This window comes from Rahnella victoriana (assembly GCF_004330295.1).
Taxonomy (GTDB): Bacteria; Pseudomonadota; Gammaproteobacteria; order Enterobacterales; family Enterobacteriaceae; genus Rahnella; species Rahnella victoriana.
In genome coordinates this window covers 1-13,744 of record NZ_SJOJ01000046.1, presented here as the reverse complement: position 1 = coordinate 13,744, position 13,744 = coordinate 1, and the positions used below count along the sequence as shown (strand labels likewise).

12 protein-coding genes are annotated in these 13,744 nt (G+C 54.7%); 8 read left to right on the top strand and 4 right to left on the bottom strand.

The features are described 5' to 3' along the window. Window positions 1-237 precede the first annotated feature (237 nt). The 3 genes from EYY67_RS23860 (at window position 238) to EYY67_RS23850 (ending at window position 1,260) form a co-directional block, all read left to right on the top strand. Window positions 238-570, top strand: coding sequence for a DUF805 domain-containing protein (locus EYY67_RS23860; RefSeq protein WP_131694549.1), 333 nt, complete (start codon window positions 238-240; stop codon window positions 568-570). Window positions 571-685: 115 nt separating this feature from the next. Beyond that, window positions 686-964, top strand: a complete 279-nt coding sequence (locus tag EYY67_RS23855; RefSeq protein ID WP_095923274.1) for a type II toxin-antitoxin system RelE/ParE family toxin — start codon at window positions 686-688, stop codon at window positions 962-964. Further along, window positions 964-1,260, top strand: coding sequence for a HigA family addiction module antitoxin (locus EYY67_RS23850; protein WP_095923275.1), 297 nt, complete (start codon window positions 964-966; stop codon window positions 1,258-1,260). The genes EYY67_RS23855 and EYY67_RS23850 overlap by 1 nt, the downstream gene beginning before the upstream one ends. A 26-nt stretch (window positions 1,261-1,286) precedes the next feature. On the opposite strand, the gene EYY67_RS23845 is transcribed toward EYY67_RS23850, so the two are convergent. After that, window positions 1,287-2,003, bottom strand: a complete 717-nt coding sequence (locus EYY67_RS23845; RefSeq protein ID WP_095923276.1) for a tetratricopeptide repeat protein — start codon at window positions 2,001-2,003, stop codon at window positions 1,287-1,289. Window positions 2,004-2,132: 129 nt separating this feature from the next. Here EYY67_RS23845 and EYY67_RS23840 point away from each other — a divergent pair, with 129 nt between their 5' ends. Together EYY67_RS23840 and EYY67_RS23835 are read left to right on the top strand one after the other, a co-directional pair. After that, entirely contained in the window at window positions 2,133-3,887 is a 1,755-nt protein-coding gene (locus EYY67_RS23840) for an ABC transporter ATP-binding protein/permease (protein ID WP_095923277.1), read from the top strand. Between the two features lie 177 nt (window positions 3,888-4,064). Further along, on the top strand, window positions 4,065-4,805 hold the full coding sequence (locus EYY67_RS23835) for a GntR family transcriptional regulator (protein ID WP_119822865.1): 741 nt from the start codon (window positions 4,065-4,067) through the stop codon (window positions 4,803-4,805). A gap of 6 nt (window positions 4,806-4,811) precedes the next feature. Here EYY67_RS23835 and EYY67_RS23830 read toward each other — a convergent pair whose 3' ends face one another. Beyond that, entirely contained in the window at window positions 4,812-6,413 is a 1,602-nt protein-coding gene (locus EYY67_RS23830; protein ID WP_095923279.1) for a PTS transporter subunit EIIC, read from the bottom strand. A 224-nt stretch (window positions 6,414-6,637) separates the two neighbouring features. Then, entirely contained in the window at window positions 6,638-6,901 is a 264-nt protein-coding gene (locus tag EYY67_RS23825; RefSeq protein ID WP_095923280.1) for a YdgH/BhsA/McbA-like domain containing protein, read from the bottom strand. 618 nt (window positions 6,902-7,519) lie between these two features. Here EYY67_RS23825 and EYY67_RS23820 point away from each other — a divergent pair. Genes EYY67_RS23820 through EYY67_RS23810 form a run of 3 tightly spaced genes read left to right on the top strand, consistent with a single transcriptional unit; the run spans window position 7,520 to window position 13,208 of the window. After that, window positions 7,520-8,653: an efflux RND transporter periplasmic adaptor subunit gene (locus tag EYY67_RS23820; RefSeq protein WP_131694548.1), complete on the top strand. Its 1,134-nt coding sequence runs from the start codon at window positions 7,520-7,522 to the stop codon at window positions 8,651-8,653. Between the two features lie 9 nt (window positions 8,654-8,662). Beyond that, window positions 8,663-11,812: an efflux RND transporter permease subunit gene (locus EYY67_RS23815; protein ID WP_119822871.1), complete on the top strand. Its 3,150-nt coding sequence runs from the start codon at window positions 8,663-8,665 to the stop codon at window positions 11,810-11,812. Next, a complete protein-coding gene (locus EYY67_RS23810; protein ID WP_131694547.1) occupies window positions 11,805-13,208 on the top strand; it encodes an efflux transporter outer membrane subunit in 1,404 nt (467 codons plus the stop codon). Before EYY67_RS23815 ends, EYY67_RS23810 begins: the two co-directional genes overlap by 8 nt. Before the next feature lie 77 nt (window positions 13,209-13,285). Here the strand turns inward: EYY67_RS23810 and EYY67_RS23805 are convergent, their stop codons facing one another. Continuing rightward, entirely contained in the window at window positions 13,286-13,540 is a 255-nt protein-coding gene (locus tag EYY67_RS23805; protein WP_119822874.1) for a helix-turn-helix domain-containing protein, read from the bottom strand. Window positions 13,541-13,744 lie beyond the last annotated feature (204 nt).

Below are 13,744 nucleotides of genomic sequence, written 5' to 3'. Positions count from 1 at the left end.
GAAACTCTCCTGCCTTGATTTTATTTTTAGAAATTTAAGAAACCAGCCAGATAATAAAAATCACTCAGTTATAAAAAATATTTTCTATAAAACCACTTAAATCATTTTTAGTCACATCATCCCTTCATTGAACACTCGCGGCTCTCATAATAAACTCCTGCGGCCCAACCCAAAAAGGTCAATATCTGCTGCTATTCAGCCAGAGGATGTACCTTATCTAATTAATAAAGGATTATTATGAACTGGTATTTAAAGGCATTAAAAAACTACGCTAATTTTTCTGGTCGCGCCCGGCGCAGAGAATATTGGTGGTTCGTGTTATTCAATATTCTTATTTCAATTGGCGTGAGCATTATTGCCCTGATGTTTGGTGATGAATATTTAACGTCTTTGCTTTACTCATTATTCATTTTCCTTCCCAGCCTGGCATTAGCCGTGCGTCGTAATCACGATGCAGGATACAGCGGCTGGTGGGTGCTGTGCCCGATTTTCAATTTTATCCTGATGTTCTTTGAAAGCGATCCGGAGGATAACCGCTTCGGCCCTTATGTGGTGGAACCTAAGGCGTAATAACGCAAAGAATTTTCGCCTGCCACTCTGACCGTTCATTTTGGCAAAAGTGTGTTGCGCCTCACGCAGCACCCGTTATACTGTTGCGTGAGGCGCAACACGCAGGATACTTCCGATGATTAAGGATTTTAAACATAAAGGACTGCGCCGGTTTTTCACTTCGGGTTCAACCGCAGGCATTAATGCGGAACACGCAAAAAAACTCAGACTCAGGCTTGCCACCCTCCATTCGGCTCAGGCTGTTCAGGATATTGACCGGCCTGGCTATTTGTTGCACGCCCTCGCGGGTTCGCGAAAGGGGGAATGGGCAATAACGGTCTCTGGCAACTGGCGTCTTACCTTTGAATTTATCGATGGAAATGCTTACATCGTCAATTATGAGGATTATCACTGATGAATATGCATAACCCCCCCCACCCCGGTGAGCTTATTGCAGAAACGCTTGAGGAACTGAATGTCAGTGTGCGTGAATTTTCCCGCGCACTGCACATAGCGCCCTCTACTGCACAGCGTATTGTGAGCGGGAAGATGGCAGTGACACCGGAAATGGCGGTAAAGCTCGCGGCCGTGCTGGGCAGTTCTGCCGAATATTGGCTGAATCTGCAAGCAAACCGCAGTTTATGGATTGCGGAACAAACCGTCGATATTAGCGGATTACACCGACTGGCAATGACGTTAAAACCCGCCTGAGGCGGGTTAGTTATAATGAGCAAAACTTACGGCGTCACCCGCACAAACTCGCCTTCGGCGCGCACGTTGTGGCCGAAACCGCAGTCATTCAGGGTGTGCAAGTTAACGCTCTGCGGGGCGAAGTTCATCTCCACGCTGCATTCACCGCCACCGGCGGAGGCGTCGTCGGTTTCATGATAGACGGCGTGATTGTCTTTAATCGCTGTGACGACCGAAAACTCACCGATATTCGGGCCGTAATACAACGACATCTGCCCCATATACAGTCCGCTGAAATCGATTTTAAACTGCGCTTCTTCCGCTTTGACCTCCAGCAGATTCCAGCTGCCGAAACCGGCGTATTGCCAGTAAAGCCCGGCCGGACTTTGCGACGGCGGCATGGCATCCAGTTTTGGCTGGATCAGACTCAGGTTGTATTGTGATTTTTTGTCAGCAGGCGCCAGCATCAGCCAGGCTTTGGCTTTCAGCAGATCGCCCTGCTTAATGTAGGTCAGCGCGATGTTGTTGTAGGCCGTGGCGATCTGGTCCTGCGGCTTGTGACAAAACTCGCTCCATGCCACCTGATTGCGGAAAATTTCCCGCGCTTTGCCCATATCGCCCTGCGAATAAGCCACTTTGCCGGCAGACGCATAAATGCCTGCTTTGACACAGTCGGCCTCAATATCAGGTTCATCAATCTGAGCAAACGCCTGAACACTGGCAAAACATCCTGCCACCAGCAGTAAATTCACTGCGACTTTCATCAAACATCCTTCTACTTTTGTGGTCTACAGAGCTTCGTGCTGGAAAAACATCCTTACAAGTGGCTCATTGCCCTATCGCACTGAGGCACTCATTCTGGGATGATTGGATTCACAACATATCGATTACACATGGCTATTATGACTAAAATTCCTGGGAAATCGGCGCAATGGGGCGCCGTCTGGCAGTTAATTAAGCCTTACTGGCGCTCAGAAGAAAAGTGGCGTGCCTGGGGCATGTTGACCACGATCATCATCCTTTCGCTGGCCGGTGTATACCTCAGCGTGCAGTTTAACGAATGGAACCGCGTTTTTTATGACGCGCTGCAAAACAGAAACTATCCGGTTTTCAAAGCCCAGCTGTGGAAATTTACCTGGCTGGCGCTGCTGTTTATCGTGATTGCCATCTACCGTGTCTACCTGACGCAGGGCCTGCAAATGAGCTGGCGGCGCTGGATGACCGAAGAGTATATGGAGAAGTGGCTGACCAATCACGCCTATTATTACACGGAGTACCAGCATCAGGTGGATAACCCCGATCAGCGTATTTCCGACGACCTGAATGCCCTGACCAGTGGAACCCTGTCTCTGGTACTCGGCCTGCTGTCGAGCGTGGTCACGCTGTTCTCCTTCGTGTTTATTTTGTGGTCGATCAGCGGACCGCTGAACTTTATGCTGGCAGGCCATCATTTTGAAATCCCCGGCTATATGCTGTGGTTCGCGCTGCTGTATGCCGCCATCGGTTCCTTCATTATCTGGTATATCGGTAAGCCGCTGGTAAAACTCGGATTTAATCAGGAATGGTTCGAGGCGAACTTCCGTTTTGGCCTGATCCGTATCCGCGAAAACAGCGACGCTATCGCGCTGTATCACGGTGAGAAAAACGAGCACGACCAGCTGACCGGCAAGTTTGAATCCATCAAAACCAACTGGTGGTCAATCATGCGCGTGACCCGTCGCCTGAACGTGGCCTCCAACTTTTATGCGCAGTTTGCCAACATCTTCCCGATCCTGGTGGCATCGCCGCGCTATTTCTCCGGCGCGATCCAGATGGGTGCGCTGATGCAGATTTCCTCGGCGTTCGGTCAGGTACAGGGCGCGTTGTCCTGGTTTATCGATGCCTTTACCGATCTGGCGAACTGGAAAGCCACCGTTAACCGTCTGGCCGGTTTTAATGCGGCCATCGATCAGGTGAACGCTCAGCCGCGTGGGATCCGCGTCGGTAAGAGTGCGGAACATGCCCTGCAACTCGATAAGCTGACGCTGAACCTGCCGAACGGCAATCCGCTGTTCTGCGATATTTCTGCGGCAATGAAACCGGGCGAACGTGTGCTGATCGCCGGGCCTTCCGGCTGCGGTAAATCCACCCTGCTGCGCGCCATTGCCGGTATCTGGCCGTACGGCTCGGGCAATATTGCGCTGGCGGAAGGCAAGCGTTATCTGTTCCTGCCGCAGCGCAGTTATATTCCGATTGGTACCTTGCGCGACGCGCTGAGTTACCCCGATGCCAGCCGTGAATATACCGATGAACGTCTGCAGGAAGTGCTGACGCAATGCCGTCTGCCGCATCTGGCGGCGGTAGAAATTCTGGATGATTACGCCAACTGGAGCCAGCGCCTGTCGCCGGGTGAACAACAGCGTCTGTCCTTTGCCCGCGCCCTGTTGATCAAACCGGATACGCTGTTCCTCGACGAAGCCACCAGCGCACTGGATGACGAAACCGAGCAACAGGTATACGCTCTGCTGCTGAGTGAATTGCCGGAAACCTCGGTCATCAGCGTGGCGCACCGTAATTCGGTCGCGAAATACCATCAGCACTGCTGGCGGTTCAGGAATCAGGAAAACGGTCCGTGCGGATTCACTTCCAGCCCGTTGATGCCTGAATAACGCCTGACCTACGGCGGTCGCGTGGAAATGCAGAAAGGTTGCTGATGTCAGCAACCTTTCTTTTTTGTGTGCTGAAACCCATTTCGGACAGAAAATCAACGGCCTGATTGGCTCAAATGTATAGCCGTCTATACAATTATTCTTAAGGTATTTTTTAGGGAACGGAGGTCAGGTTTGATGAAGATAGATAAAAACTCGTTCACACCGCTTTACCTGCAGATTGAGCAGCAACTGACCGAAAAAATCAGTGCAGGCGACATCAGACCCGGTGACCCGATCCCGACCGAAGCGGCACTGTGTGAGATTTATGGCGTGTCCCGCATGACCGCGCGTAAAGCCGTGGATTATCTGGTGCGTCAGGGGCGTGTGGCCCGGTTTCGCGGCCGCGGCACCTTTGTGGTCGAACCGCCAAAACAGCAGAAGATCATCCTGCCTCTCGACCGGCATCTGACCGCCAGCGAAGTGGCACAGGAAAGTAACCAGCGGATTGAAAATCAGGTGCTGGAATTTCGCCGATTGCCCGCCAGTGAAGAGATCGCCCGCGAGCTGAACATTGCCGCCGGCACCGAAGTCTATTTTATGATCCGCCTGCGACTGCTGGGCGATGAGCCGTTTGTTTACGAGCAATGCTGGATGATGTGCGACCGCTTCCCGGATATCACCCGCGCCGCCATGACATCGTCAAAGTACGCGTATATCCGCTCAAAAGGTTTTCAGCCCGCAGGCAGCACCAAACTGATTTCGGCAGAACTGCCGTCCAACGAAATCCGTCTCGCGCTCAATCTGTCCCGCGACCAGCCGGTGCTGCATTCTCATGCCATCGTCTCGTTCACCGACGGCACGCTGTTCGAAGTCTCTGATGTCTATTACAACCAGAAAAACTATGGCTTCAGCGTCCATGCCAAAGTCAAAAGCTGACGGCCGTCAGGCGATGCCCGACAACTCCGCTTTCACCAGATTCGCCACCTGTTCGACCTGCGGGCCGTAAATCACATGGATGTCCGTGTCGGTGATGCGCTTGACGCCTGCCGCGCCGGTTTTCATTAATGTGCCATCCTGCACCTGCGTCATATCTTTCACCTTCACGCGCAGACGGGTGAAACAGCAATCCACCGCCGTGATATTCCCCTCGCCGCCCAGCCCGATGATGATATTTTTGGTTTTTTCGCCCGTCCCCTGCGCCGGTTTCGCGCGTTCTTCCGCATCGTTTTCGTCTTCACGCCCCGGCGTTTTGATCTGCATCCGCAGGATCACCCAGCGGAAAGTGAAGTAATACAGCGGCGCATAGATCAACCCGAGGATCAGCGGATACCACCAGTGTGTACGGCTGCCGCCAAGCACGCCGAAGATCAGGAAGTCGATCGCCCCGCCCTGTACGTTACCGATCATCACATGCAGCATCTGCATCAGCACAAACGACAACCCGGTCAGCACCGCATGCAGGATATACAGCACCGGCGAGACGAAAATAAAGCAGAACTCCAGCGGTTCCGTGATCCCGGTGGTAAACGACGCCAGCCCGCCCGCCAGCATCAGGGCTTTCACGCGGCCTTTATGTTCCGGCCGCGCGCAGTGATACATCGCCAGCGCCGCTGCCGGTAAGCCGAACATCATCACCGGAATTTTCCCCTGCGCCAGGAAACGCGTTGCCTGCTGCGTGACCGCATCGGGGATCATTCCCGGATTCGCCAGCGCGGCGTTGAAGATATTCAGCGCGCCGACAATGCTCTGGTTATCGACCGTGGTCACCCCGCCGATCGGCGTGAAGCGCACGGTTTCATTGATGATGTGATGCAACCCGGTCGGGATCAGCAAGCGTTCAGACGTGGCATAAATAAAGGTACCGATCTCCCCCGTGCGGCCGATCAGCTCGCCGATCCACTGGATCCCCTGCGCGATGGCAGGCCAGATCAGCGACAGCAACACACCGACGATCGGCAGCACCAGCACGGTAATGATCGGCACAAAACGACGACCGCCGAAAAACGCCACCGCCGTTGGCAGCACGATGGTGTAAAACCGGTTATGCAGCCACATGGTGATCAAACCGACCAGCACCCCGCCCAGCACGCTCATGTTGTAGGTGAAAATCCCCAGCGTGTTGGTGAACTCGGCGGCATAAATCATCGCGTCGCTTTCCGTCATGCCTTTGGCTGTGAGTCTGGCGACCGTGATGGTTTCCGGCGTAATCCCCTGCGCCAGCAGACTGTAGTTCACCCCGACGTGCAGCCCGACAAAGCCGATCACGGCGGAAAAGGCCGCAGTGGCCTTCTCTGCATTGGCCAGCCCCATGGCGGTCGCGACAGCAAAGAACAGCGGCAGGTTGGCGAACAGCGCCCCGGATACCTGACGGATGAAGCCGATCACCAGCTGCAATGTTTTCATCTGCGTGAAGGCTTCACCCGTGACCGCCGGGTTCTGCAATGCGGCTGCCAGACCTAAGAAAATCCCGGCGGCGGCAATCACCGAGATAGGCGTCATCAGGGCTTTACCCAGATCGTGAACCTTGCTGCCAAGTTTTATCATCTGTCTTCCCTCAGTTCGCTGGCTAAAAATAAGCCGATAATTGAGTTAAGTCACAGAATGTATAGTTGTATAGACATAGCAGTCAGGAGTATGAAAGGGATCACAGTTTTGCGGACGGGAAACAGGTGAGGGGGGGAGGAAAAGCCAAAAGTGAAAATTCAGCCGGAAACATACGGGGGAAGAGCTGATATGTTCCGGCTGCGGACACTGATGCGGGGCGAAACTTACTTATACACGTCTGCCGTGGCATTCACGCGGTTCGCTTCATCTGCGGCAATCACCACAAAGTATTTACCGCCCTTTTCATCAGCCAGACGCGATAATTCAGCTTTCGCATCCATCGGTGAAGAAACCTCGCCGGTGGTATTAATGACGCCGATTTTCTCGTATTCCTTTGCCTGGTCGCGGGTAATTTCCTGAGCGGCCATCGCGCCAAACGAGAAAGTCCCCAGTAATACGGCTGCTGCAGCTACTTTTAAAGTCTTCATAATCACTCCTTTTGATTGGCCTGAAGGCTTAGTAAATCTGCGTGTATTATCGCCACGAATCATAAGTACAACAAGTAAACAGAGGTAAAGTTATCTGCTTTATCTATAGGTTGTGTCGAAGAAAGGCCGGAAAGGTAAAGGCGAAAAAAAGCCCACATCGGACTGTGGGCACGGGGGTTGCAACTGGCCGTCGTTCAGAACGGCTGGCAACAAGCAAATGTGAGAACTGCTCGCTCTCGGGCCTTAAGGTAACGGCAGTCGCCCGGATCCTTCAGCCTTTTCTGGTAAGCAGCAGGTTAAAATGTATAAATATGTTTGATCTGCATCACAGTTTTTTAACACCTAACAATTCATTCACTTTTAGAATATTCCGCTGATAATTATTCTTAGGGTCTATTAATTAGTTTACTAAGTAATGACTTTACGATCCTATCTCACTGCACGAAAAGATTAAAACCTTATAATAACAAGGGATTATACAGCAACATTCTTCTCATATTTTGAAACATCGAAACATGGGTGATGACAAAATCCTGACACAGAGAACTCAGGTGCTCTCGTATAGTGGAGGACTTGTTGAGAATGGTTATTCTCAATTCCCCAAAAAGAGTGAATTCTATGCGCCTGAAGTTACTTTCTGTCAGTACAGTTGTACTGCTTTCCGCATGTGATGGTTCCGCCAGTTCTGCTTCCCCGGCAGCGCAGGTGCCTGCGGTAAATGTCGTGACGTTACACAGCCAGCCCGTAACCCTGACCACCCGACTGCCCGGCCGCACCACCGCCGTGCGCAGCGCGGAAGTCCGCCCGCAGGTTAACGGCGTGATCCAGAAACGCCTGTTTGTGGAAGGCAGCGAGGTCAAAGCCGGTCAGCAGCTTTATCAGATTGATCCGTCCACCTATCAGGCGGCTTTCGATCGCGCGATGGCGACCTGGAAAAGCGCCGATGCCACTGCCCGCCGTTACAAACCGCTGGTGGATGCTCAGGCCGTCAGCCGTCAGCAATATGACGATGCCGTCGCCGCCGAGCGCGAAGCCGCCGCCGATGTCGAAACTGCCCGCGTAAACCTGCAATACACTAAAGTGTACGCGCCGATTTCCGGTCACATTGGCCGCTCGCTGTATACCGAAGGGGCGCTGGTGACCAGCGGCCAGACCGCGTATCTGACCACTATCGATCAGCTCAATCCTATTTATGTCGACGTCAACGAATCCTCGCAGGATTTACTGAGACTGCGCCGCGCGCTGGCGTCCGGCAAGTTGCAGTCCGCTGGCGACAACGCCGCGCAGGCCACCCTGACGCTGGAAGATGGCAGCCAATACGCCCTGCCGGGCAAGCTGGAATTCTCTGAAGTCACCGTGTCGCAAAGCACCGGTTCCGTCACCTTGCGCGCCTCGTTCCCGAACCCGCACGACGAACTGCTGCCGGGCATGTTTGTTCACGCTCAGTTGCAACAGGGTGTGGATGACAAAGGCATTCTTGTGCCGCAGGAAGCCATCATGCATGACGTGAAAGGCGCGCCTTATGTCTATGTGGTGAAAGCCGATAACACCGTCGAGCAGCGTTCCGTCACCACCGGTCAGATGATGAACGGTAACTGGCTGGTGAATCAGGGTCTGAATGACGGCGACAAAGTGATCACTGACGGATTACAGAACGTCAGGCCGGGCGCCAAAGTGAATGCCACCGAGCGCAAAGCCAGTGCCCCTGCCGAACAGGCTAATCTCGCGATGACCGATCCTTCCGCGCAATAGGTGAGCTGAATGTCTACTTTCTTTATTAATCGCCCCATATTCGCCTGGGTTGTCGCTATCGTCATCATGATCGCCGGTGCGCTGTCGATCATGAAACTGCCGATCAACCAGTACCCGAATATCGCGCCTCCGGCGATTTCCGTCAGCGTCACCTATCCGGGTGCCTCGGCGGAAACCGCGCAGAACACCGTGGTTCAGGTTATTGAACAGCAACTGAACGGGCTGGATAACCTGCGCTATATCGAATCGCAAAGTAACAGCGACGGCAGCGCCACCATTATTGCCACCTTCGATCAGGGCACTAACCCGGATATCGCGCAGGTTCAGGTTCAGAACAAAGTCTCGCTGGCCGAATCGCAGTTACCGACCGAAGTGGTCAATCAGGGGATCCGTATTGCCAAATATCAGGCCAACTTCATGCTGCTGGTCAGCCTGATTTCGACCGATGGCAAAATGAGTAACTCGGATCTGAGTAACCTGCTGGTGACCAAACTGGAAGACCCGATCGTGCGTACCAAAGGCGTCGGTGACTTCCTGGTGCTCGGTTCAGAATACGCGATGCGTATCTGGCTCGATCCGGCAAAACTGTACAAATATCAGCTGATCCCAAGTGACGTCAGCGCGGCGATTGAAGCGCAAAACGTGCAGGTGTCGTCCGGTTCACTCGGCGGACTGCCGACGGTCAAAGACAGCAAACTCAGCGCCACCATCATCGGTAAAACCCGTTTCGACAGCATTAATCAGTTCAAAAATGTGCTGCTGAAAGTGAACGCCGACGGCTCGCAGGTGCGTCTCAGCGATGTCGGCAACGTGGATCTGGGGCCGGAAAGTTATTCCATCTCCTCCACCTTTAACGGCAGACCGTCCACCGCTATCGCCCTGCGTCTGGCGAGCGGCGCGAACGTGCTGGATACCGATAAAGCCGTGAAAGCCACCGTCGCCGGGCTGGAAGATTCCCTGCCAGCAGGCGTGAAAGTTGAGTTCCCGTATCAGACCGCACCGGTGGTCAGTGCGTCGATTGAAGAAGTGGTGAAAACGCTGATCGAAGCCATCGTGCTGGTGTTCTGCGTGATGTTGCTGTTCCTGCAAAACCTGCGCGCGACGCTGGTTACCACGCTGGTGGTGCCGGTGGTTCTGCTCGGTACTTTCGGCATTCTGGCGGCTGCGGGGTATTCCATTAACACCCTGACCATGTTCGGGATGGTGCTGGCCATCGGCCTGCTGGTGGATGACGCCATCGTGGTGGTGGAAAACGTCGAACGCGTGATGACGGAAGATAAGCTGCCGCCGAAAGAAGCCACCATAAAATCGATGAAACAGATTCAGGGCGCATTGTTTGGTATCGCGCTGGTGCTGTCTGCGGTACTGGTACCGATGGCCTTCTTCGGCGGCTCGACCGGCATCATCTACCGTCAGTTCTCGATCACTATCGTGTCTGCGATGGCGCTCTCCGTGCTGATGGCGCTGATTTTCACCCCGGCGCTATGTGCCACCATCATCCGGCACAACGACGAGGAAAAATCGCAGAAAGGCTTTGCGGGCTGGTTTAACCGTAACTTCGACAAAGGAGCGATGCGCTACACCCGCGCCGTCGGCACGGTGATCTCCCGCCGCCGTCTGTTTATGGGCATCTACCTGCTGATCGTGATCGGCACCGGCTTTATGTTCACCCGCGTGCCGACCACCTTCCTGCCGGATGAAGATCAGGGCGTGATGCTGGTTCAGGCCACCCTGCCCGCCAACGCCTCAGCGGAACGTACCCAGCAGGTGCTGGATAACGTGCGTGAATACCTGATGACGCAGGAAGGCGGCATTGTTTCCTCGGTGTTCACCGCCAACGGTTTCAGCTTCGCCGGTCGCGGTCAGAACGTCGGGATTGCCTTCGTGCAGCTGAAAACCTGGGCGAAACGTCCGGACGCCGCGCAGAAAGTTCAGGCGCTGGCCGGTCGTGCGATGGCGCATTTCGCCACCATCAAAGACGCCCGCGTGTTTGCTTTCGTGCCGCCAGCGGTAATGGAACTGGGTAACGCCACCGGTTTCGACTTCTTCCTGCAGGACACCAACGGCAAGGGGCATGAGGCGCTGATGGCCGCGCGTAACCAGTTCCTGCAACTGGCGTCGCAGGACAAACGTCTGACCGCCGTGCGCCCGAACGGCATGGAAGATGAGCCGCAATATCAGCTCGAAATCGACGATGAACGCGCACAGGCGCTGGGCCTGAGCCTCGACGACATCAACAACACCTTGTCGGCGGCCTGGGGTTCGGCGTATGTGAACCAGTTCATGTACAACAACCGCGTGAAGCGCGTTTACATCCAGGGCAAGGCGGCATCCCGCGTCACGCCTGAAGATCTGAACAACTGGTATTTCCGTAATTCCAGCGGCGACATGGTGCCGTGGAGCGCCTTCGGCAGCGGCAAATGGGTCTACGGCTCACCGCGCTACGAGCGTTTCAACGGCGTGTCATCCGTCGAACTGATGGGCGCACCGGCACCGGGTTACAGCTCGGGGGACGCCAACGACGCAGTGATGGAAATCGCGGCCAAACTGCCACCGGGTTACAAAGTGGCATGGCACGGCCTGAGCTATGAAGAAAAACTTTCCGGCTCACAGACGCCAGCGCTTTACAGCCTGTCGATTATCGTGGTGTTCCTGTGTCTGGCGGCGCTGTACGAGAGCTGGTCGATTCCGTTCTCCGTCCTGCTGGTGGTGCCACTGGGGATCTTAGGCACCATCGGCGCCGTGCTGCTGCGCGGGCTGTCGAATGACGTCTTCTTCCAGGTCGGCCTGTTAACCACCGTCGGGCTGGCGGCGAAGAACGCCATATTGATTGTCGAGTTCGCCAAAGAGCTGCATGAGAATGAAGGCATGTCGGTGACGGAAGCGGCGATCGAAGCGGCCAAGTTGCGTATCCGGCCGATCATCATGACTTCGATGGCCTTCATCCTCGGCGTATTCCCGCTGACGATTTCCAGCGGCGCGGGCGCGGGCAGCCAGCACTCCATCGGTACCGCCGTGGTTGGCGGGATGATTACGGCGACCTTCCTGGCGATCTTCTTCGTCCCGATGTTCTACGTGACGATTGTGAATTTGTTTACCCGCAAATCGAAAAAACAAGAGAAGGCGCTTCCGGCGTCTGAGGCAACACACCATGAATAAACCGCATTTCGCGCTGTCACTTATCGGCGCGTTTTCACTCACCCTGCTGGCGGGCTGTACGATGGAGCCGGATTATCAGCGCCCTGCGCTGCCGGTCGCCAGCAACTGGGACGGTGCCAAAACCGGCGCTGCGCAGGATATCGGCTGGAAGGCGTTCTTCAATGAACCGGCGATGAACCAGCTGATTGGCATGTCTCTCGGGAACAACCGCGACCTTCGGGTCGCGGCGTTAAACGTCGATACTGCCCGCGCAGCCTTCCAGATTGACCGCGCCGCCCTGCTGCCGACGCTCGACGCCAGCGCCGGTGAAACCAACCAGCATCTGCCGGGCGGACTGTATTCGACACAAAGCACCGGGCCGGTGACCTATCAGCAATACAGCGCCAATCTCGGCGTGACGTCCTATGAAGTGGATCTGTTTGGCCGCGTGCGCAGCCTGCGTGATCAGGGGCTGGAAACCTTCCTGGCGACAGAGGCGACGCAGCGCGCGACGCAAATCTCGCTGGTGTCTGAAGTGGCTTCCGGCTACCTGAGCCTGGCGGCGGATAACGATCTGCTGAAACTGGCGATCAGCACCGCCGACAGCCAGAACAAATCCTACGAACTGACCAAACGCAGCTACGATTCCGGCATCAGCACCTCGCAGGATCTGGTGCAGGCCGAAACCACGGTACGCGCGGCACAGGCCGATATCGCCCAGTACACGCGTCAGGTTCGTCAGGATGTGAACGCGCTGACGCTGCTGGTCGGCACCACCATTCCGCCGCGTCTGCTGGCGGATGCCACCCTGCAACAGAACTGGAAATTCCCGCAGACACCGGCCGGATTACCCTCTGACCTGCTGACCCGTCGTCCGGACATTATTGCGGCGGAACATACGCTGAAAGCGGCTAACGCCAATATCGGCGCAGCGCGAGCGGCGTTCTTCCCGAGCATCACGCTGACCGGCACCGCCGGTTCCGAAAGCGGCAGCCTGAGTAAACTGTTCGACGGCGGCACCGGTGCGTGGTCATTTATGCCATCGATTAATATCCCAATCTTCGACGGCGGCGTGAATCAGGCCAATCTCGACATCGCAAAAGACACTAAGAAAATTGATATAGCCAATTATGAGAAAGCGATTCAGACGGCGTTCAAAGAAGTGTCCGACGGCTTAGCCGGACAGGCGACTTACAAAGACGAATTGCTGGCGCGCCAGCAGGACGCCGACGCCAACCAGCGCAATTACGATCTCTCGCAGATGCGCTTCAAAGGCGGAGTCGACAACTACCTGAGCGTACTGGTCGCGCAACGCTCCCTGTATTCTGCTCAGCAAACGCTGATCACCACCCAGCTTGCCCAACTGAATCAGGACATCAGTTTGTATAAAGCATTAGGGGGCGGCTGGAAGGAGTGATTTTTGAGTAAATGGAAACGCCGACGGAAGTCGGCGTTTTTGTTTTCAAGCCGGAGAGACCTTATCCCGCCACATATTCATCGCAGAATCTTCTTCACCAGCTCTCCCCGCGCATCAAAATAACGGCTCGGCCAGATCACGCTCGGATGCACATCCAGCGCCTGTGCAATCACCTTCTCCCCTTTCGGCCATGACCGCGACAGCGCATTCGATAGCGTCGAAGAACTCAATCCCACACTGCGCGATACCGCTGCCAGCGTCGTACCCCGTTTACGCAATGCCGCAATGATGTCTGCCTGATGCCAGTCGGTGTAATTTTGTGCTTTGTTCATGGAGGCTCCTTTCCTGAGTGATGAGTAAATAAAACGTCTACACAGGAAGAGTAAACCGGGAGAAAAATTATTCCAAAACGGGATAAAACCAGATGAATAGTGATCAGGTCATTGATAGATAAGATGAAATGTAATATTGATGAGATAGCTGACTAAATACTGATAAAAAATTATTTTGGTGGGAATTTTAACTCCGTGTAGCCA

What these genes read in the sequence shown, in the direction of transcription:
- EYY67_RS23860 (WP_131694549.1), top strand. Translation starts at nt 238, where the DNA reads ATGAACTGGTATTTAAAGGCATTAAAAAACTACGCTAATTTTTCTGGT.
- EYY67_RS23855 (WP_095923274.1), top strand. Translation starts at nt 686, where the DNA reads ATGATTAAGGATTTTAAACATAAAGGACTGCGCCGGTTTTTCACTTCG.
- EYY67_RS23850 (WP_095923275.1), top strand. Translation starts at nt 964, where the DNA reads ATGAATATGCATAACCCCCCCCACCCCGGTGAGCTTATTGCAGAAACG.
- EYY67_RS23845 (WP_095923276.1), bottom strand. Translation starts at nt 2,003, where the DNA reads ATGAAAGTCGCAGTGAATTTACTGCTGGTGGCAGGATGTTTTGCCAGT.
- EYY67_RS23840 (WP_095923277.1), top strand. Translation starts at nt 2,133, where the DNA reads ATGGCTATTATGACTAAAATTCCTGGGAAATCGGCGCAATGGGGCGCC.
- EYY67_RS23835 (WP_119822865.1), top strand. Translation starts at nt 4,065, where the DNA reads ATGAAGATAGATAAAAACTCGTTCACACCGCTTTACCTGCAGATTGAG.
- EYY67_RS23830 (WP_095923279.1), bottom strand. Translation starts at nt 6,413, where the DNA reads ATGATAAAACTTGGCAGCAAGGTTCACGATCTGGGTAAAGCCCTGATG.
- EYY67_RS23825 (WP_095923280.1), bottom strand. Translation starts at nt 6,901, where the DNA reads ATGAAGACTTTAAAAGTAGCTGCAGCAGCCGTATTACTGGGGACTTTC.
- EYY67_RS23820 (WP_131694548.1), top strand. Translation starts at nt 7,520, where the DNA reads ATGCGCCTGAAGTTACTTTCTGTCAGTACAGTTGTACTGCTTTCCGCA.
- EYY67_RS23815 (WP_119822871.1), top strand. Translation starts at nt 8,663, where the DNA reads ATGTCTACTTTCTTTATTAATCGCCCCATATTCGCCTGGGTTGTCGCT.
- EYY67_RS23810 (WP_131694547.1), top strand. Translation starts at nt 11,805, where the DNA reads ATGAATAAACCGCATTTCGCGCTGTCACTTATCGGCGCGTTTTCACTC.
- EYY67_RS23805 (WP_119822874.1), bottom strand. Translation starts at nt 13,540, where the DNA reads ATGAACAAAGCACAAAATTACACCGACTGGCATCAGGCAGACATCATT.